Below are 20,218 nucleotides of genomic sequence, written 5' to 3' on the forward strand. Positions count from 1 at the left end.
GTATCCTTTCAGAAGATCAGCGAGACCGCGCCGGTGGTCAGCTCCGGCACGAGGATGAGAAGCACCAGCACCGCGAGGGTGCAGGCGAGATAGGGGGCAAGGCAGCGCACCAGCCGACCCGGAGCCACGCCTCCGAGGCGGGCGGCGGTGAACAGCCCGGTGCCGACGGGAGGCGTCAGCAGGCCCATGGTCAGGTTGACGCAGGTGACGATGCCGAACTGCACCGGGTCGATGCCGTAGCTCTGCTGAGCGACGGGCAGGAACACCGGCACCACCAGGATCAGCGCCGGCATCGGATCCAGCACCATGCCCGCCAGCAGCAGGCCGAGGTTCAGCAGCAGCAGGAAGACCAGCGGATCCGAGGTCAGCGCCAGCAGCGTTTCGGCCATGCGGCCCGGCAGGTTCTCCCATGCGGCGATCCAGCCCCAGAGCGAGGCGGCGGCGATCAGCATCAGCACCATGGCGGCGGATTTCGTCGCCGCCAGCAGCACGCCGGGCAACTGGCGCGGCGAGAGGCTGCGATAGACCAGTCCGCCGACCACCAGCACGGCAAGGATGCCGAAGATCCCGGCCTCGACCGCAGTCGCAAGGCCGGTGGCGATGGCGCCGATCATCGCGGCGGGGATCAGCGCGGCGGGCAAAGCCTCGGCCAGGGTGCGCACGGGCCCATGGGGCACCAGCGCGGCCAGCTGATCGGGCGCGGTGGCGGGGGGCGCGCTGCGGGCGGTCAGCACCATCATCGCGCCCAGCATCAACAGGCCCGGCACCACCCCGGCGACGAACAGATGGCCGACCGGCACCTGCGCCAGCACGCCGAAGACGATCAGCATCATCGAGGGTGGGATCACCGGCGCCAGCATCCCCCCTGCCGCGACGAGGGCGGTGGCGCGCTCGGCCGGGTAGCCCGCGCGGCTCAGCGCGGGCACCGCCAGCCGGGCCATCAGGGTGATCTGTGCCACCGAAGAGCCCATGACCGCCGCCAGCCCGGCATTGGCCAGCAGGGTGACCTGCGCCAGCCCGCCACGCAGCCGCCCGAACCACAACACCATCAGCGCCAGCAGCCTGTCGGCGGCGCCGCTGACGCTCATCAGCTCGCCGAGGACGAGGAAGACCGGCAGCGCCAGCAGCCCGTAGCTGTCCACTCCGGCGAAGATCTGCGCCGGGGCGTCACCAAGCAGCGCCAGCTCGCCGCTGGAGGCGATCTGCACGAAGGCGCCACCGAGGATGGCGAAGGCCACCGGCACGCCGAGCAGCAGCAGCAGGACAAAGAGCAGCAGGCTGAGCATCAGCGCGCCCCCTGCGCCAGCCGGATCAGCCGGGTCAGCACATGCAGGCAGGCGCCGAGGCAGAAGAGCGGCAGCGCCAGCCAGAACCAGAGCCGGCGCAGGCCCAGGGTCGCCGTCGGCTCGGAGTAGAGGAAGTTGGGGAACATCGGCGGCTCGGCCCCAAGCATCGGCGTCAGCAGATCAAGCGGCGCGAACCAGCGCCAGACCAGCACCGACAGCGCCAGCAGCACCGCCAGCAGGGCGAGGTCCGAGAGGATGGCCGCGACGCGGGCAGCCCGGGGCGGCAGCATCCCTGCCAGCAGCGGGATCTCGACATGCTCGCGGCTGGCGATCAGCGCCGAGGCGGCGGGGAAGGTCGCCGAAGCCATCAGCAGTGCGGCCGCCTCGTCCGTCCAGATCAGCGGCATGCCGAGGCCCCGCGCCAGCGCGCCGAGCGCCACGACGCAGAGCAGCGCCGCGACAAGGCATGTCGCGACGCAGAGCTCCGTCCTGAAGACGAAGCGGTCGATCCGGTCCGGAAGGGACCGATCCGGCGGGGGCATCCCGAGGTCACTCATCAGTTCAGCTCATCTGGTCACGGGCAGGGGGCTGTCACGGGCCCCCTGCCCGTCTTTCGGCAACGGGCCGCGGCCTATTGCTTCGGCGTGATGGCGCGCAGGATGTCGCCCTCGGGATCTTCCTCGCCGCGCGACTTGTTCACCGCCAGCACCGTGCCGTCTTCCAGCACGTCGAGGTAGTTCGGGAAGGTGCCGCCGTTCAGCACCGCTTCAACCTCGCCGGTCTGGCCATTGAGCGCGGTCAGCGTGCCCGACATGCGGTTGGACGAGAAGACCTGGCCGTTGAGCGCATCGAAGGCGAGGTTCAGCGGGAAGCTGCCCACCTTGGAGTCGAAGAGCACCTCGCCCTCGGCGCTGAGGCCGACGACATTGTCGCTCTGGCCGCCGGCGACGTAGATCGTGCCGGTGGCGGGGTCGACGGTGACGCCGGTGCCGCTGATGATCGGCGCGGCCAGCAGGGTGATCTCGCCCGTGGCGAGGTCGATGCGGGCCACCTCGGGGGTCGAGCGGGACACGGTGTAAAGCTGGCCGTTCTGTGCGTCCAGCTCCAGCGCCATGGCACCGAAGGTGCCGCGGCGCACGTCAGAGCCGACGTTCAGCGGCTCGACCGCGTCGAGGGTCTCGGTGTCGAAGACGACGATCTCGCCGGTGAAGGAGGTCGAGACATAGGCGCGGTTGTTGGCGCTGTCGATCACCACGTCGCGCGGATGGCCGACGGTGTCTTCCGGGAACTGCTTGACCAGCGACAGGTCGTCCTGGGCATAGACCGCGACGGTGTTTTGCCGGGTGTTGGTGGTCCAGACGTTGCCATGGGCGTCGTCGACCGCGATGCCGTAGACGGCGAAGACACCGCGCGAGGCATCATCGGGGGTCACCTCGGCCAGCACCTCGAGGGTGTCGGCGTCCAGCTTGGTGATCTGGCTGACCTCGACCGGCGGGCGGCCGACGGCCGACGCGGTGAAGATCGTGCCATTGGCCGCGCTATGCGCCACCTGGTAGAGGCCGCGGGCGAACTGGGCCGTCTTCTCGTCGTAGGCCTCGGCGCCGGTCAGCGCGAGATCGGGCGAGACCTTCAGCTCGACCACCGAGGCGCTGTCGGGGCCCTCGGTCTGCACCACGATGGGATGCAGGCCAAGCGCCGCATCGGCGGGCAGCTCGAAGGACCAGGCAATCGCGCCCTCGCCATCGGCGGTCAGGGTGGTCAGCACCTCGGCGCCGCGCAGCAGGCGGACGTCCTGGCCGGCAACGAAGCCCTGGCCAGAAACCGAAACGGTGGCGCCGGGCACGACCGCACCACGGTCAGGCCCGGAGAGGCTGACATTGGCGTCGAAGGGTGCGGGCGTATCGAAAACCTGAGCCATCGCGGCCCCCGGCAAGGACAGGATCAGCGCCGTCACAGCAGCGCGGGAAAGAGAAGCCATGGAAAAACTCCGATAGTTCGGTCCTCGAGGGGACACTGGGAACAGGCGGGGGAAACCCCTCGCCAGGGGACGGGCCGCCGGGACGCGGCCCGCCACAGGCTCAGAAGGTCTTGCTGAGGCCGACGTAGTAGGCCCGGCCCGGCTCGTTGTAGGTCTCGGCACCGAAGCCGGTGCGGTCGACCGAAGTGTCGAAGAGGTTGGTCACGCCACCGGTGATCACCAGCCCGCTTTGGGTCTCGTAGCGGGTCGAGACGTTGACGATGGTGTAGGGATCGACATCGCGCAGGTCCTTGGCATCGACCGGATCGCCGGTGGTGACCGAGTATTCCGCCGCCTGGGTACGCCCGTAGTGGGTCAGCGCCGGGATGACGGTCCAGCGGTCATTCACCTGCCATTCCAGCGAAGCGTTGATCGTGTAGTCGGGCACCAGGCTGAGACGGTTGCCGGTCGACTTGTTTTCCGAGATCGGCATCCAGGTGAAATTGGTGCTGAGCGCGAGGGTCTCGGAGAGCGGCGCGGTGAAGCTGCCCTCCACGCCGCCGACCACGGCTTCGGGGATGTTCTCCCACTGGAAGATCTGGCAATCACGGATATTGCCGTTAACCTCGCAAGCGCCTGGGATCACGCCTGCCACCTCAGTGCCTGCCTGAATCTTGTTGCGGTAGTTGTTGTAGAAGGCCGTGATCGCCGCTTCGAAGCCATTGGCACCGGAATAGGCAAGACCCAGCTCGTAGTTCATCGAGGTTTCGGCTTCGAGATCAGAATTGCCCAGTACGTAGCAGGGCCCGGTCACGCCCTCGGGGCAGCCGTTGCCGCGCGTAGTGTAGATGTAGTTCGGGCTCAGCTGGTAGACGTTGGGTGCCTTGAAGGCACGCGCGGCACCGAACTTGGCAGTCCAGGCATCATTGATCTGGTACGAGGCATTGATCCCGCCCGAGATATTGCTGCCGAAGGTATCCGCCCAGTCCAGGCGGGCACTGGCCGCGATGTCGAGACGGTCCGTCGCCATCCAGTTCGCTTCGCCGTAATAGGCCAGATTGGTCTGGGTCAAGATCGGATCACGCTGAGATGCATCGCTGACCGTATCGCCATAGTCGAAGTCGATGTCGCCGCGCGCATCGATGCTGCCCTGATCGTCGATCCGCTCGTAGCGCAGCTCTCCGCCGAGGGTATAGGTCACCGGACGCCCCAGAAGCTCTCCCCAGATGTCGAACTCGGTCTTGGCCGTGACGTTGTCGAGCAGCGTCGTGGTCGGCTCCATGTTCTCGTTGATCTGGCCTTCGCCGCCCCCCGAGGCACCCTCGCCAAGACGCCAGTTGTCGGTGTGCTCGTACTGGATGTAGCTGAAGCTCTCGCCCCAGCCGTAGCTGCCATAGTGGGTCAGCGCCGCGGTGCTGCGCTGCATCACGTTGGTTTCCGTGCCGACCAGCGAGGTCGTGTAGTCGTTGGATCCGCCCAGCTGGGAGTCGTTGGCGAAGATGTTGCCCTGACGCGAATAGCCGAAGTCGAAATCGATGCGGTTGAAGTCATCCGGCTCCCACCGGAGCTGCATCTTGACGTCCTTGTTGACCACGCCCTCGCTGCCTGCGTAGACGCGGCAGGGGGTTTCGGCGCCGTTGCTGTAGCAGGTTTCATCGGCCGCGGCCTCGGCGTTGCGGTCCGCGCTGTCGCCGTCGGTCTTGTTGTAGTTGCCGGTCAGCTGGAAGGTCAGGGTCTCGGACAGGGGCTTCGCCCAGAGGACGTTCAGCCGCCGGGTATCCCCTTCCAGGTCGCTCTCGGGGGTGTCGTACTGGGCCGAGACGGTGAAGGTATCTTCCTGCGGGGCCTTGGTGATGATGTTCACCACGCCGCCCGCCGCGCCCGAGCCGTAGCGCGCAGCCGCCGGGCCGCGAATGACCTCGATGCGCTCGATCATCTCGGCGGGAACCCAGTTGGAATCGCCGCGGGTGTCGCGCTCGCCGGCGCGGCCCATCTTGACCGAGTTGCGCGACAGCACCGGCTTGCCGTCGATCAGGATCAGGGTGTTTTCCGGGCCCATGCCGCGGATGTCGATCTGGCGCTGGTTGCCGCGTTGGCCCGAGGCCGAGGCGCCGGTAAGGTTGACGCCCGGCATCTTGCGGACGATCTCGCTGATGTCGTTGGTGACCGGCTGCTCCGAGATCTCCTGCGCGCCTATGGTCGAGGTGCCAAGCCCCTGCAGCACCTCATCCTCGTAGCTGCGCACCTGGATCGTATCGAGCGTGTAGGTCTCGTCCCCGTCCACGATCAGGATCTCTTCGTCGCCGCTCAGATAGAGCGCAAGCCCGGTCTCCGCTTCGCTCTGTGCCCAGGCTGCGCCGCTTGTCGCGACCAGCAGGGCAGACGTCATCATAAGACGCTTTACGCCATTCATAGCCGATTATCTCCATGGACTGATTTTCGGCTGGCAAGGCTGGGGCCTGCTGGCGGCAAGGCGGCCGGAGTGGCCGCGTGTGGTCCCCATCCCGGTGGTCCGGCCGAGCGCCTTGCGGCGCGCGAGCCCGTATGCGGCTGCCCCTGAACATAGCCGCGGGATGGATTGCGCGCTTGCTTGCACGCGACCAGGGGGAGGACAAGCAATCCCGATAAAATTTGTCAGTTAACTCTGACAACTGACCGCGGCGTGTCCCCCGCGCCACAGAAGGACGTGCCGGATAACCCTGGGTTATCGGCGTCCATAACCAATCTTCATGACGCGTGCTGGCGCCGCCCTGCCCCTCAGATCCCCGGGCAGGTGAGTCGCCCCGGCAGGGGTCTCCTCGCTGCCAACGGCTGGCCGGGTCGCGGGCTCTCGGCCCGGCTGCCCGGCCTGTCGCGACAGGCGTGCGATAGAGGCAGCAGAGGCACAGACCCCTCAAGCTATAATCAAATCCTATTTAGAACTTTTATAAATTCAATTGTAAGTTATTGCTGGCCGCTGGTATCGGTTGGCTCAGATGAGGAGGAGGGATCGGGCCACGCCCTCTCGCCTGCGCCCTTCTTGCGAAGGGCGGCAGGCCGCAGGCCCGACCCAGCAACGAGATTCGCAGCCTAACCCGGAGAAGACCAATGGATGGAAATGACGTGAGCTCTGCCGGCAAATGCCCGGTGATGCACGGTGGACAAACCAAGCTCGGCACGACGGTGACCGACTGGTGGCCGAACGCGCTGAACCTGGACATCCTGCACCAGCACGACACCAAGACGAACCCTCTGGGGCCTGATTTCAACTACCGCGAAGAGCTGAAGAAGCTGGACGTGAAGGCGCTGAAGGACGACCTGCGCGCCCTTATGACCGACAGCCAGGACTGGTGGCCCGCCGACTGGGGTTCCTACGTCGGCATGTTCGCGCGTGTGGCTTGGCATGCCGCCGGCTCCTACCGCCTGGCCGATGGCCGGGGTGGTGCGGGCACGGGCAACCAGCGGTTCGCACCGCTGAACTCCTGGCCGGACAACGTCAACACCGACAAGGGCCGTCGCCTGCTCTGGCCGATCAAGAAGAAGTACGGCAACAAGATCTCCTGGGCCGACCTGATGATCCTCGCCGGCACCATCGCCTATGAAAAGGCCGGCCTGAAGACCTTCGGCTTCGCCTTCGGTCGTGAAGACATCTGGCACCCGGAAAAGGACGTCTACTGGGGCGCCGAGAAGGAATGGCTGGCGCCGTCGGACAATCGCTACGAAGACGTGACCAAGCCCGACACGATGGAAAACCCGCTGGCCGCCGTCCAGATGGGGCTGATCTACGTCAACCCGGAAGGCGTCAACGGCCAGCCCGATCCGATGAAGACCGCCGCCCAGGTGCGCGAGACCTTCGCCCGCATGGCCATGAACGACGAGGAAACCGCGGCCCTGACCGCCGGTGGCCACACCATCGGCAAGTCGCACGGCAACGGCAACGCGGATGACCTCTCGGCAGATCCCGAAGCCGCCGACCTGGAAGCCCAGGGCATGGGCTGGATGAACACCAAAGGCCGCGGCATCGGCCGTGACACCGTGGTGTCGGGCATCGAGGGCGCCTGGACCAAGAACCCCACCCAGTGGGACATGGGCTGGTTCGAGCTGCTCTTCGGCTACGAGTGGGAACTGGTGAAGTCGCCCGCAGGCGCCTGGCAGTGGGCCCCCATCGACATCAAGGAAGAAGACATGCCCGTCGACGTGGAAGACCCGTCGATCAAGTGCATGCCGATGATGACCGATGCGGACATGGCGATGAAGGTCGACCCGACCTACAACGCGATCTGCCAGAAGTTCATGGCCGATCCCGAGTACTTCTCGGAAACCTTCGCCCGCGCCTGGTTCAAGCTGACCCACCGCGACATGGGCCCCAAGGCCTGCTATCTCGGCCCGGATGTGCCCGCCGAGGACCTGATCTGGCAGGACCCGATCCCCGCCGGTGAGACCCAGTACGACATCGGCCACCTGAAGGCGAAGATCGCGGCCTCGGGCCTGAGCGTCTCCGAGATGGTCTCGACCGCCTGGGACAGCGCCCGCACCTTCCGTGGTTCGGACAAGCGCGGCGGTGCCAATGGTGCCCGCATCCGCCTGGCCCCGCAGAAGGACTGGGACGGCAACGAGCCCGAGCGCCTGGCAAAGGTGCTGTCGGTTCTCGAACCGCTGGCCGCAGCAGCCGGGGCCTCGCTGGCCGACACCATCGTTCTGGCCGGCAATGTCGGTGTCGAACTGGCCGCAAAAGAGGCCGGCATGGATCTCTCGGTGCCCTTCGCGCCGGGCCGTGGCGATGCCACCGCCGAGCAGACCGATGCCGACAGCTTCGACGCGCTCGAGCCGCTGGCAGATGGCTTCCGCAACTACCAGAAGGCGGACTACGTGGTCTCTTCCGAAGAGATGCTGCTGGACCGGGCCCAGCTTCTGGGCCTGACCGCAGCCGAGATGACTGTCCTGATCGGCGGCATGCGGGCAATCGGCACCAACCACGGTGGCACCAAGCATGGTATCTTCACCGACCGCGAAGGTGCCCTGACCACGGACTTCTTCGTCAACCTGACCGACATGGCCAACTCCTGGGTTCCCAGCGGCAAGGGTGTCTACGAGATCCGCGACCGCAAGACCGGCGCCGTAAAATGGACCGCCACCCGCGTCGACCTGGTCTTCGGCTCGAACTCGGTGCTGCGTGCCTACGCCGAGGTCTATGCCCAGGACGATGCGACCGAGAAGTTCGCCCGCGATTTCGTCGCGGCCTGGGTCAAGGTGATGAACGCCGACCGCTTCGACCTGGCCTGATCCCGCTCCGGCCCCGATGAGGGGCCGGGCCTCCCCAACCCGGGGGCGCAAAATATTACCGGGAGCCGTTTTGGGGAACGGCTCCCGGCACTTCTATAAAAATGTCTTGGTGCTGAAAAATCCGGGCCGCGACGGCCGTTTGCCTACTGTCGGGATGGAACTGGCCGTATCGCCACTCTGGCACCGGATTGCGAAAGGGTCGGCGGCATCGGCCTGCGGACAGGCCCTGGCGGACGTGCGGCGCAAGGCGTCGCAGGGTTCGTCACCAACTGCATGAAGCTGCTTCCCCAAAGACGTGTTCAGGTCCGGTCCGTGAAATGACGGGCGATTCCGTACCTGCCCCGATCATTCCCCCGAAGCCCGCCCCGGTCAGCCCCCCGAACGGGGGATGACGCACTGCGACCACAGCCCGGCCCCCGCCCGACCGCTCCGGGGGGTGACAAGCCGCGGCAGTTGCGCTTTCGTGGTTCGGCGCCCGGGGTCCGGGCCGGGAGTTTTCATGTACAGGTACGCCACGCCGGTTCTGCTGACCCTCGCAGTCGGTCTTCTCAGCCTCTTCATAGCGGTCGCCGCCATCCTCGCGGCGCTGCAGACGCCACAGCTTGGCCTGCGGCTTGCGATCCCCGAACAGCGCGCGGCGCAGGCCCCCGGACTGCTGATCGAACGCGACTGGCTCACCGAGGGCGCCCTGTTCGAAGGCAGCCGCCTCAGGGCGATCAGCGCCACCGACCGCGGCACCGTCGCCCTGGGACCGCAGACCCTTGTCGAAGAGCCCGACACCCTTGCCGACTTCGCCGCCATCTCGCTGTTTCGCGAAGAGCAGCAGACGCTCTGGCATATCCTGCATGCGCCGCGGGTCGTCCTGCACCTCGTCCTGCCGGATGGCCACGAGCTGCGCCGCAGCCTGCGCCCCGAGCCCGGTCGCGATCTCGCGACCCTGCCGCCGGTGTTCTGGGTCCAGATCCTCAGCGGACTGCTTGGGCTGGGGCTGGGCGGATGGGTCTGGGCCCTGCATCCGACCCGCATGCCGCAGCTCATGCTGCTGACCATGGGCATCGGGCTGCAAATGGCAGCCACCTCCGCCGCCATCTACAGCACCCGCGAGCTGGCGCTGCCCGAAACCGCCTGGGTCTGGCTGAGCGGCGCCAACCAGCTCGGCGCGCTGATCCTCGGAGCCGGGATCCTCGGCCTGTTCCTGTGCTACCCGCGCCGCATCGCCCCGCGCTGGATGACCCTCGTGCTGCTCGGCGCGATCCCCTTCTGGACCCTTGCCAACCACGCCGGGCTGATGCCGTCGAACGCCATCGGCTACCAGTTGCCGACGGTGACGATCGCCGCCGCGACCCTGCTCTGTGCCCTGCTCCAGATCCGTGCCACCCGGGACGACCTGCCGGCCCGCGCCGCGCTCTGGATCGTGGGGATCTCGACCGGGATCGGCGCCGGCGGCTTCGTCCTGACCCGCAGCCTGCCCGGACTTCTGGGCCTGCCCGAGGCGATGTCCCAGGGCTATGCCTTCGCCCTGCTCGGCGTGCTCTACCTCGGGCTGGCGCTGTCGGTGCTGCGGTTCCGTCTCTTCGACGTCGAGCGCTTCGCCTACCATACGCTGTTCTACATTTCGGGCGCGGTACTTCTGCTGGCAGTGGATGCCACGTTGATCCTGCTGCTCTCGCTTGATCGCCTGCCCGCGCTCGGGCTGTCGCTGTTCCTCGTGGCGGTGATCTACCTGCCGCTGCGCGATGCCGCGGGCCAGGCGCTGCGCAGCCGGCGCCGCCGCAGCCAGCCGATCTCGGCCCTGGTGCGCGCCGCCGACGAGGTCGCCTTCGCCCGGGATGACTCCTGCCGCCGCCGCCGCTGGGAAAATCTTCTGGCCCGGGAGTTCGGCCCCCTCGCCATTGATCCCCTGCCCTTTCCCGGCCCGGAAATGCCCCTGCTGGACGAAGAGGGCATCGCGCTGCTGGTGCCTGCCGTGCCCCCCCTGCCCGCCTATCGGCTGCGCTGGCGCGACGATGGCCGCCGCCTGTTCTCCGGCGCGGACCTTGGGCGGGCGGAAGAGGTCTGCACCATCCTCGGCCAGCTGCTGGAGGGCCGTCGTGCCTACCGCGCCGGAGCGACGGAAGAGCGGGCCCGCATCGCGCGCGACATCCACGACAATATCTCGGTGCACCTGCTGGGAGCGCTGCACAGCGACCGCCCCGAGCGCAAGAACGAGCTGGTCCGTGAGACCCTGGCCGATCTGCGCCGCATCATCGAGGATGGGGACGACACGCCCGAGCAGGACCTGGCCGAGATCCTTGCAGAGCTGCGTCACGACCTGGCCGAACTGCTGGCGGCGAACGGCATCGCGCTGGACTGGCCCGCCGCGCCCGGCCCGGCGATCCGGCTGCCGAACCCTCTGGCCCATGCCCTGCGCTCGTTGCTGCGCGAGGCGGTCAACAATGCCCGCCGCCATGCCGGTTGCCACCTCGTGCGAGTCCGGATCGGCACCGATGACGCCCGCATCCTGGTCTCTGTCGCCGATGACGGCAGCGGCCTGCCACCCGCGGTCGCGACCCAGTTCGCCATCACCGGAACCGGCCCCGAAGGCTGGGGCCACGGGCTGGGCAACATGAGATCGCGGGTTGAAAAGCTGGGCGGAGAGATGCAGATCGGCGTCAGCCCCGAGGGCGGCGTGCTGATCGAGGCCTCGCTGCCCTGCGAGGCCGCAGGCCACCCTGCGGGGACGCAGCCCCTGCACCGGACACCCAGGACCCGGGCCGCAGAATGAACGACGTAGGAAGGAGGCCCGCCGAGATGCGACGTGCCCTAGTGCTGGAAGACGTGCCCGAGACCCGCAGCTGGCTTTGCGCCATCGCCCGCGAGGCCTTTCCCGGCATCGAGGTGACCGAGGCCGGAAGCCTGCGCGCCGGTCGCGAGGCGCTGCGACGAGAGGCCCCGGACCTTGCGCTGATCGACCTCTCGCTGCCCGATGGCACCGGGCTGGACCTGCTGGCCGAGCTGCGCCAGAGCCATCCCGAGGCAACCTGCGTGATCGCCACCGTCTCGGCCGACGATGCCAACGTGGTGGCCGCGCTGGCGGCCGGGGCGCAGGGCTACCTGCTGAAAGACCACCCGGCCGAGCTGCTGGCCAGTCAGCTGCGCCAGATCAGCCATGGCATCCCGGCGCTTTCGCCGGTGATCGCCCGGCGCATCATGACCCATTTCCGCAATACCGGCCCGGTGGACAGCGCTGCCCGGCTGACGCCCCGCGAAAGCGACGTGCTGGCGCTGATCGCGCGGGGCCTGCGCAACGCCGAGGTGGCGCAGAACCTCGAGATCGCCGAGACCACGGTGGCCGGCTACATCAAGACGATCTACCGCAAGCTGGGCATCTCGTCCCGCGCCGAGGCCGCCTGGCACGCCACCCGCATGGGCCTGGCACCGCAGCGCGAGGACCGCTGAACGAAAGACCCCGGCCAGCGCGGGCTGACCGGGGCGAGTAGGTGTCTTCAGTGTCGCGGGCTCAGGCCGGCTCGACCACCTCGGCCCAGTCCCAGGGGGTGGCGAAATTGCCCAGCAGGGTTTTCAGCGCCACCTCGTCGACATCGCCGCGCCGGGTGATCAGGGCGGTCAGGCCACGCTTCTTGTCATCCACGACCGAGGTCACCTCGGCGGGGATTGCGGCCTCGGACAGGGCCTCATTGAAGACCCGGGCGATGGCAGTCTTGCGCAGGGCGGGCTTGAAGACCTTGCCGACGGCGGTCTTGGGCAGTTCGTCCAGCACTTCGATGTACTTCGGGATCGCGGCACGTTCGTGCACATGGACCTTGCAATGGGTCAGCAGCTCCTCAGGAGAGACCTCTGCCCCGGCGACCAGCTCGACATAGGCGCAGGGCAGTTCGCCGGCGCGCGGATCGGGCTGGCCGATGGCCCCTGCGAAGGCGACGGCGGAATGGGCCAGCAGGGCTTCCTCGATCTCGGCCGGGTCGATGTTGTGGCCGCCGCGGATGATCAGATCCTTGGCCCGCCCGGTGATGAACAGGTAGCCATCGGCATCCAGCCGGCCAAGGTCGCCCGTCCGCAGGTAGCGGTCGTAATGGAACAGGTCGCGGTTCTTGGCCTCTTCGGTATAGGTCGAGCCGGCGTAGACACCGGGATTGGCCACGCAGATCTCGCCCACCTCGTCGACGGCGCATTCCCGCGGCTCGCCGTGCGAATTGTCCAGGATGCGGACATCCGTATAGGGGAAAGGCACCCCGACCGAACCGTTCTTGCGCTCGCCCTGGTCAGGGTTGCAGGAGACGAGGCAGGTCGCCTCGGTCAGCCCGTAGCCTTCCAGCACCTTCAGACCGGCGGCGGCCTCGAAGCGCTTGAACAGCTCCACCGGCAGCGGTGCCGAGCCCGAGAAGCACAGCTTCACCGTCGAGACATCGGCATTCACCGGGCGCTGCATCAGCGCCGAGATCGCCGTCGGCACGGCGACTATGAAGGTGGTCTTCCAGCGTTCGCAGAGTTTCCAGAAGTTGTCGAAGACACCGTCGCCGCGATAGCCCGCCGGGGTCGGGAAGACCACGTGGGCGCCCGACATGCAGGCCCCCATCAGCATGACGTGGCTTGCGAAGACATGGAACAGCGGCAGAGGGCACATGATGCTGTCCTCTTCGCTGAACAGCAGCGTGGCGCCGATCCAGCCGTTGTAGACCAGCCCGGAATGCAGGTGGCGGGCCACCTTCGGCATGCCCGTGGTACCGCCGGTATGGAAATAGGCGCCGATGCGGTCGGTCTCGCTGTCGGCAAAGGTCAGCTTCGCGGGATGCTTCGCCATCTCCTGGGTGAAGCTCTTCACGTCCGCGTGGTGCTTGCCCGGCATCTTCGGCCGGATCAGCGGCACCAGCCAGGATTTCGGCGGGCCGAGATAGCGGTTCAGGTCGACTTCCAGCACGGTATGCACGCCCGGAGCATGGCGCACCGCCTCGGCCACCTTCTGCGCCACGTCGGTCTTGGGGAAGGCCCGCAGGGTGACCACGACCCTGGCCCCGGTCTCGCGCAGGATGGCCGCGATCTGCTCGGGTTCGAGCAGCGGGTTGATCGGGTTGACGATGCCGGCGGTCATGCCGCCCAGTGTCGCCACCACCGTTTCCAGCGCATTGGGCATGACCAGCGCGACCACGTCGCTTTCGCCGATACCGAGCGAGCGGAAGAGGTTCGCCGCCTGGCCGATCTGATCGTGAAGCTGCTTCCAGGTCAGGGTCTGGGCCGGATCGCGCGGGCCGGATTCAAGCTGGTAGCTGACCGCCTTGCTGTCGGGATAGCTGGCCGCCGTACGCGCCACCATCTGGTAGACAGTTGTCGGAACGTCCCGGGCTTCCCAGGGCATTTCCTCGGTAATCCGCTTGGCATCCGCCACGCCGCCGAAGCTCATCTTCTCTCCTCCCATCTGCTTGCGCGCCTCCCTGCGCTCCACGCTAGATTTTCCGAGACCTGCCCGAAGGCAAGCATGACGCTGCGTTGACCTCCCAGAACGCAGCGTATCCAAGAGCCTATCACGGCAGGAGAAAAAACAAGACCGAATGTGAAACAGGTCATCGGCGGCGTCCCACGGCAGGGCGGGACACCCGAGGGACGGCGCGCGGCAAGAGGCAGGGCCGCGCGATGCCGCTCAGGCGGGCCCGGAACCGTCGGTGAATTGCAGACGCGCCAGCCGGGCGTAAAGTCCGCCCTCGGCCACCAGTGCGTCATGGCGTCCCTGGGCGACGATGCGCCCCTCTTCCATGACGATGATGCGGTCGGCCTGTTTCACCGTCGCCAGCCGGTGCGCGATGATCAGCGTGGTGCGCCCCTGGGACACGGTCTCGATGGCGCCCTGCACCAGGCGTTCGCTTTCGGCGTCCAGCGCCGAGGTCGCCTCGTCCAGCAGCAGCACCGGGGCGTCGCGCAGGATGGCGCGGGCAATGGCGATGCGCTGCTTCTGACCGCCCGACAGCATGACGCCGCGCTCGCCCACGGGGCTGTCGAAGCCTTCCGGAAGAGCCTCGATGAAGCTTTCGGCGGCAGCGGCGCGGGCAGCGTCCAGCACCTCTTCGTCACTGGCGCCGGGCCAGCCGAAGCGGATGTTCTCGCGCGCCGAAGCGGCGAAGATCACCGGATCCTGCGGCACGAGGGCAATCGAGCGGCGGAAGTCGGCACGGGTCATGTCGCGCAGGTCGACCCCGTCCAGCAGCACCCGGCCCGCGTCAGGGTCGAAGAAGCGTAGGATCAGCTGGATCAGCGTCGACTTGCCCGCCCCCGAGGGGCCGACCACGGCGACCGTCTCGCCCGGGCGGATGGTCAGATCGACCTGGTCCAGCGCGGCCGTTCCGGGGCGCGAGGGATAGAAGAACGAGACCCCCTCGAAGGTGATCTCTCCGCGTGCGGGATCGGCCGGCGGCACCGGCTGAGCGGGATCCTTCACCGCATCCTCGACCTGCAGCAGCTCCACCAGCCGCTCCGTTGCCCCGGCTGCGCGTTGCAGCTCGGACCAGATTTCCGACAGGGCGGCGACCGAGCCGGCGACCATCACCGCGTAGATGACGAACTGCACCAGCCCGCCGGTGGACATCTCGCCTGCCCGCACGTCGTTGGCCCCGATCCACAGCACGCCCACGACACCCGCGAAGACCAGGAAGATGACGATCATGGTCAGCACGGCGCGGGTCAGGATGCGGCGCATGGCCGAGCGGAAGCTTTCCTCGGTCACCTTGTCGAAGGCGGCACGGCTCTGGCCCTCGTGGGTGAAGGCCTGCACGGTCTGCACCGACAGAAGCGCCTCGGAGGCATTGCCGGACGAGGCGGCGATCCAGTCCTGGTTCTCGCGGCTCAGCTTGCGCAGCCGTCGGCCCAGGGTCAGGATCGGCACCACCACCAGCGGCACGATCAGCAGCGCCAGCCCGGTCAGCTTGGCCGAGGTCAGCAGCATCATGACAAAGCCGCCGAAGAAGATCAGGATATTGCGCAGCGCGACCGAGACGGAGGAGCCGATGACCGACTGGATCAGCGTCGTGTCGGTGGTGATCCGGCTGAGCACCTCGCCGGTCATGGTCTTCTCGAAGAAGGCCGGGCTGAGGCCGATGACCCGCCCGAAGACCGCCTTGCGGATATCGGCCACCACCCGCTCGCCCAGCCGGGTGACCAGCGTGTAGCGCAGCCCCGTGCCAAGGGCGAGCAGCGCGGCGATGCCGATGGCGGCGGCGAAATACTGGTTCAGCAGCTCGGCCGAGCCACCCTCGAAGTTGTCCACCACCCGGCGCACCGCCAAGGGCAGCACCAGCGAGACCGAGGCCGTCAGCACCAGCGCCAGCAGGGCGCCGATCAACATGCCGCGATAGGGGCTGAGGAAGGGCCAGAGTTCCCCCAGGGCGCCGACACGTCGCGAGGTCTCGCGATCCTGCAGGCTGGGGTCGGTCACGGGGCTACGGGCCAAGGGCTGCTCCTTCGATCTTCCCCGGAGGTGCGGAACTGCCGCCGGGCCAAGGGCTTCATGCCGCCCCCGTCCCCGGGGGTCAAGGCGGGGGTCAGGGCGGGGGGCGGAAATGCCGCGCCCGTGACCCTGGCCCGCTGCCCGTCCACTGCACAGTCCGACGGGAAACTTGAGATCGCGCGGCAATGGTGGCTCAGTTTCTCTGGCGTTTTTGCCAAGGCCGCGACATTGTTCGTGCGCAAGCGACTTTTTCGGGCCAGTCCGGCCCGGAAGCAAGCACACAGAGAGGCGCCCCAAGGCGTCCGGGGACGGGATGGTGCAAGACGATCTGGAGCTCACGCTCAATGGCCGCGCGGTGACCTGCCGCCTGTCCGAGGGGCTTTCCCTGCTGGACCTTCTGCGCGAAGACCTGGGGCTGAACGGGCCGAAATACGGCTGCGGGCTGGCGCAATGCGGCGCCTGCACGGTGCTGGTCGACGGCGCGCCCGCCCGCGCCTGCGTCCTGCGGGCCGAGAAGGTCCGGGGGCGCTCCGTCACCACGCTGGAAGGCCTCGCCGATTCCGAAACCGGCGCCCTGCATCCGCTGCAACAGGCGTTCCTGTCGCGCGAAGGCGCCCAGTGCGGCTATTGCCTGAACGGCATGGTGATGTCCGCCCGCGCGCTGCTCGACCGCAATGCCGACCCTTCCGAGGACGAGATCCGCGCGGCCCTGCGCCACAACCTCTGCCGCTGCGGGGCCCACCTGGAGATCGTCGCGTCGGTCCGCGAAGCCGCCCGGCTGATGCGTGAAGACGGGGGCGCAGCATGACCCACGCGCTTTCCGTCGCGCGCGGCGCGGACCTCTTCCTGACCCTCGACCTCGAAGGACGGGCCACCGGCTACAACGGCCACGTGGACCTTGGCACCGGGATCGAGATCGCCCTGGCGCAGATCGTCGCCGAAGAGCTGGACCTGCCCCTCTCTGCGGTCGCGATCCGCCTCGGCAACACTGCCGAGACGCCGAACCAGGGCCCGACCATCGCGTCCGAGACGATCCAGATCGCCGCCCGTCCCCTGCGCATTGCCGCCGCTCAGGCGCGCAGCTGGCTGATCGCGCAGGCGTCCCTGCGTCTTGATGCCCCCGCCGCAGATATCGAGACCCGCGACGGCGCCTGCCACTGGCAGGGCCAGTCCCTGCCCTATGGCGCCTTGCTGCAGAACCATGCCGAGCGGCTCGAGCTGGACGAGGACCAGCCGGTCAAGGATCCCGCCCTCTACCGGGTCGTCGGCCAGCCTGCCGGGCGCCGCGATCTCGAGGCCAAGCTGCGCGGGGAGCACGAGTTCATCCAGGATGTTCGCATCCCCGGCATGATCCACGGCCACGTGATCCGCCCGCCCTACGACGGGCGGGACTCGGGCGACTTCATCGGGCGCTCGCTGGCGGGCTATGACGAGGGCTCCGTCGCCCATATGCCGGGCTTCCTCGGCCTCCACCGCGAGGCCGATTTCCTGGCCGTGCTGGCCCGCTCTGCGCCAGAGGCCCGCGCGATTGCCGAGGCGCTGAAGGTCACATGGCACCTGCCGCCCCCCCTGCCCGACATGGGCCGTGTGGCCGAGACGCTGAAGGAGCAGCCCTCGAGCCCGCGCCTGCTGGTAGAGAGCGGCGATATCGACACGGGGCTGGCCGAGGCCGAAACCCGGCTGGACCGCCGCTATGTCTGGCCCTGGCACATGCATGGCTCCATCGGGCCGTCGTGCGCCGTGGCCGACTGGAACGCGGGCGCGCCGGTGGTCTGGTCGGGCACCCAGAACCCGCACATGCTGCGCGGCGACCTTGCGCTGCTGGTCGGCCTGCCCGAGGAGCGGATCGAGATCCGCCGCCACCAGGCCGCCGGCTGCTATGGCCGCAACTGCGCCGACGATGTCGCTGGCGATGCGCTGCTCTTGTCGCGCGCCTGTGGCCGCCCGGTCCGGGTGCAACTGACCCGCGCGCAGGAAAGCCTGTGGGAACCCAAGGGCGCGGCCCAGCTGATGGAGATCCGGGGCGGCACCCGCGCCGGAGACCTGCACGCCTATGACTTCGCCAGCTGGTATCCCTCGAACCGCGGCCCCAACCTGGCGCTGTTGCTGACGGGCCGGATCTCGCCAGAGCCGCGCCCCGACACCATGGGCGACCGCACCGCCGTGCCGCCCTACCGCATCCCGAACCGCAGGATCGTGGCCCATGACATGGCGCCCATCGTGCGGGCGTCCTGGCTGCGCGGTGTCTCGGCCCTGCCCAATACCTTCGCCCATGAAAGCTACATGGACGAGCTGGCCCATACGGCGGGCGAGGACCCGGTGGCCTTCCGCCTGCGCCAGATGGACGACCCGCGCCAGGCCGAGCTGGTCCGCAAGACCGCCGAGGAAGCCGGATGGCAGGCGCAATCCGGCCCCCGCCTGCGCCGCGAGGGGCGCATGGCCTATGGCCAGGGCTTCGCCTTCGCCACATACGTCCATGGCCCCTTCCCCGGCGTGGCGGCGGCCTCGGCCGCCTGGGTCGTGGACGTGGCGGTGGATTGCGAGACCGGAGAGGTCACCCTCAGCCGCGTCTTCGTCGGCCAGGACCAGGGGCTGGTGATCAACCCCGACGGGGTGCGCCAGCAGATCCATGGCAACGTGATCCAGACCGCCAGCCGGGTGCTGACCGAAGAGGTCTCCTTCGACGAGATCCGGGTGAGCGACCAGAGCTTCGCCGACTATCCGATCACCACCTTCCCGCAGCTTCCCGAGGTGCAGACGATGATCGTCGCGCGCCCCGGGGACCCGCCCCTCGGCGTCGGCGAAAGCGCCGCCGTGCCCGCCGCCGCCGCCATCGCCAATGCGATCTTCCACGCCACCGGCGTGCGCATGCGCGAGGTGCCCTTCACGCCCGAGAAGATGCGCGCCGCCATGGGCGTCGACATCCCAGCCAGGGCCCCGGCCCTGCCAGCGCCCGCGCGTCGACCGCTGAAGACAAGGCTGGTCGCCGGCGCCATCGGCCTGATGGGCCTCGCCGGCCTCGGCGCCGTCTCCCTGCCCTTGGCACGGCCCATCGCGCCGCTAGTACCCTCGGTCTCGGCTACGGCGGAAGAGCTGGCGCGCGGCAAGCTGGTGTTCGCGGCGGGCAACTGCGCGTCCTGCCATACCGCGCCCGGAGGTGCCGCGAATGCCGGCGGCAAGCCCATCGAGACCCCCTTCGGAGTGGTCTACTCGACCAACCTGACCCCCGATCCCGAGACCGGCCTTGGCCGCTGGTCCTATCCGGCCTTCGCCCGCGCCATGCGGCAGGGCATCAGCCGGGACGGGCGCAACCTCTACCCGGCCTTCCCCTATACCTCTTTCGCGGGGATGGAAGAGGCCGACCTGACAGCGCTCTACGCCTATTTGCAAAGTCTCGACCCGGTGTTTGCAAAGACACCCGCCCCACAGATGCAGGTGCCCCGCCCTGCCATGGCGGTGTGGAATGCGCTGGCTCCGAAAGCCAGGGTCCAGACGCCTGACCCGACGCAGGAGGCGCTTTGGAACCGGGGCCGCTACCTCGTGGAAACCGTCGGCCATTGCTCGGCCTGCCACACGCCGCGCGGCGCGCTCGGCGCCGAGGATGCCGCGCGACCCCTGGCAGGGGCCACGATCCGCGACTGGTTCGCCCCCGCCCTCGCGGGCCCGGAGGCCGGGGCGCGTGGCTGGACGGTCGCACAACTCGAGGGCTACCTTGCGACCGGCGCCGCGCCCGGGCTCTCGGCCGCCTCCGGGCCGATGGCCGAGGTGATCGCGGGCACCTCGCAACTGCCCGCAGAGGACTTGCACGCCATGGCGACCTACCTTGCCTCGCTGGCGAGTGGAGACCCGGCACCCGTGCCGGCCCAGGCCCTGCCGACGCCGGACCGTATTCACCGGATCTACGAAAGCGCCTGCGCCAGCTGTCACGAGCCCGCCTTCGCGGACATGCTGAGCGCCGCGCAGGTGCCGCTGTCCCGCGCCCCGGCCCTGCGCGCACCCGCCGCGACGACGGTCGAGACCGTCATCCGCGAGGGTCTGCGCGCCCCGGACGGCACCGCCCTGCGGGACATGCCGGGCTTTGCCGCCGAACTGTCGGACAGCGATATCGCCGCAATGGCCCGCTACCTGCGCGGCCGCTACGCCCCCGATCTGCCTGCCTGGGACTGAGAGCCGCGCGGCGTTCCGCAGGGCGGCGCTGCGGGATCCGTGGCGTCGGCCGGATCGTTCGCAGCCCTGACGGCACGCGCCCGGTTCAGCGCCCCGTCGGACTGGGCGAGGATC

At 68.4% G+C, this 20,218-nt stretch carries 11 protein-coding genes; 5 read left to right on the plus strand and 6 right to left on the minus strand.

The genetic code is table 11. The features are described from left to right. Positions 1–8: 8 nt before the first annotated feature. From OS124_RS0103350 to OS124_RS0103365, 4 genes are all read right to left on the minus strand, one after another. Positions 9–1,286, minus strand: coding sequence for a TRAP transporter large permease (locus OS124_RS0103350; RefSeq protein ID WP_010137915.1), 1,278 nt, complete (start codon positions 1,284–1,286; stop codon positions 9–11). Next, positions 1,286–1,843 (minus strand): TRAP transporter small permease, encoded by a 558-nt coding sequence (locus OS124_RS23560; protein WP_010137916.1) that lies wholly within the window; start codon positions 1,841–1,843, stop codon positions 1,286–1,288. The genes OS124_RS0103350 and OS124_RS23560 overlap by 1 nt, the downstream gene beginning before the upstream one ends. Before the next feature lie 74 nt (positions 1,844–1,917). Further along, positions 1,918–3,264 (minus strand): hypothetical protein, encoded by a 1,347-nt coding sequence (locus tag OS124_RS0103360; protein WP_010137917.1) that lies wholly within the window; start codon positions 3,262–3,264, stop codon positions 1,918–1,920. A 100-nt stretch (positions 3,265–3,364) separates the two neighbouring features. Continuing rightward, complete coding sequence (locus tag OS124_RS0103365) at positions 3,365–5,632, minus strand: FepA family TonB-dependent siderophore receptor (RefSeq protein ID WP_168161429.1); 2,268 nt, start codon at positions 5,630–5,632, stop codon at positions 3,365–3,367. Positions 5,633–6,330: 698 nt separating this feature from the next. On the opposite strand from OS124_RS0103365, the gene katG reads away from it, so the two are divergent. From katG to OS124_RS0103380, 3 genes are all read left to right on the plus strand, one after another. Beyond that, positions 6,331–8,505 (plus strand): catalase/peroxidase HPI, encoded by a 2,175-nt coding sequence (katG, locus tag OS124_RS0103370; RefSeq protein WP_010137919.1) that lies wholly within the window; start codon positions 6,331–6,333, stop codon positions 8,503–8,505. A 499-nt stretch (positions 8,506–9,004) separates the two neighbouring features. Further along, a complete protein-coding gene (locus tag OS124_RS0103375; protein ID WP_010137920.1) occupies positions 9,005–11,269 on the plus strand; it encodes a sensor histidine kinase in 2,265 nt (754 codons plus the stop codon). 26 nt (positions 11,270–11,295) lie between these two features. Beyond that, positions 11,296–11,943: a response regulator gene (locus OS124_RS0103380; RefSeq protein ID WP_010137921.1), complete on the plus strand. Its 648-nt coding sequence runs from the start codon at positions 11,296–11,298 to the stop codon at positions 11,941–11,943. 61 nt (positions 11,944–12,004) lie between these two features. On the opposite strand, the gene OS124_RS0103385 is transcribed toward OS124_RS0103380, so the two are convergent. Beyond that, positions 12,005–13,903: an acyl-CoA synthetase gene (locus OS124_RS0103385; protein ID WP_010137922.1), complete on the minus strand. Its 1,899-nt coding sequence runs from the start codon at positions 13,901–13,903 to the stop codon at positions 12,005–12,007. Between the two features lie 237 nt (positions 13,904–14,140). After that, positions 14,141–15,925 (minus strand): ABC transporter transmembrane domain-containing protein, encoded by a 1,785-nt coding sequence (locus OS124_RS0103390; RefSeq protein ID WP_010137923.1) that lies wholly within the window; start codon positions 15,923–15,925, stop codon positions 14,141–14,143. Positions 15,926–16,250: 325 nt separating this feature from the next. On the opposite strand from OS124_RS0103390, the gene OS124_RS0103395 reads away from it, so the two are divergent. Both OS124_RS0103395 and OS124_RS0103400 read left to right on the plus strand, forming a co-directional pair. Beyond that, the gene (locus OS124_RS0103395; RefSeq protein ID WP_010137924.1) at positions 16,251–16,745 is read left to right on the plus strand and encodes a (2Fe-2S)-binding protein; all 495 of its coding nucleotides are present in this window, start codon (positions 16,251–16,253) and stop codon (positions 16,743–16,745) included. Then, the gene (locus OS124_RS0103400) at positions 16,742–20,104 is read left to right on the plus strand and encodes a molybdopterin cofactor-binding domain-containing protein (protein ID WP_010137925.1); all 3,363 of its coding nucleotides are present in this window, start codon (positions 16,742–16,744) and stop codon (positions 20,102–20,104) included. Before OS124_RS0103395 ends, OS124_RS0103400 begins: the two co-directional genes overlap by 4 nt. The last annotated feature ends 114 nt before the right edge of the window (positions 20,105–20,218 follow it).

Origin of the sequence: Oceanicola sp. S124 (genome assembly GCF_000220565.1) — a bacterium.
Lineage (GTDB): Bacteria > Pseudomonadota > Alphaproteobacteria > Rhodobacterales > Rhodobacteraceae > Pseudooceanicola.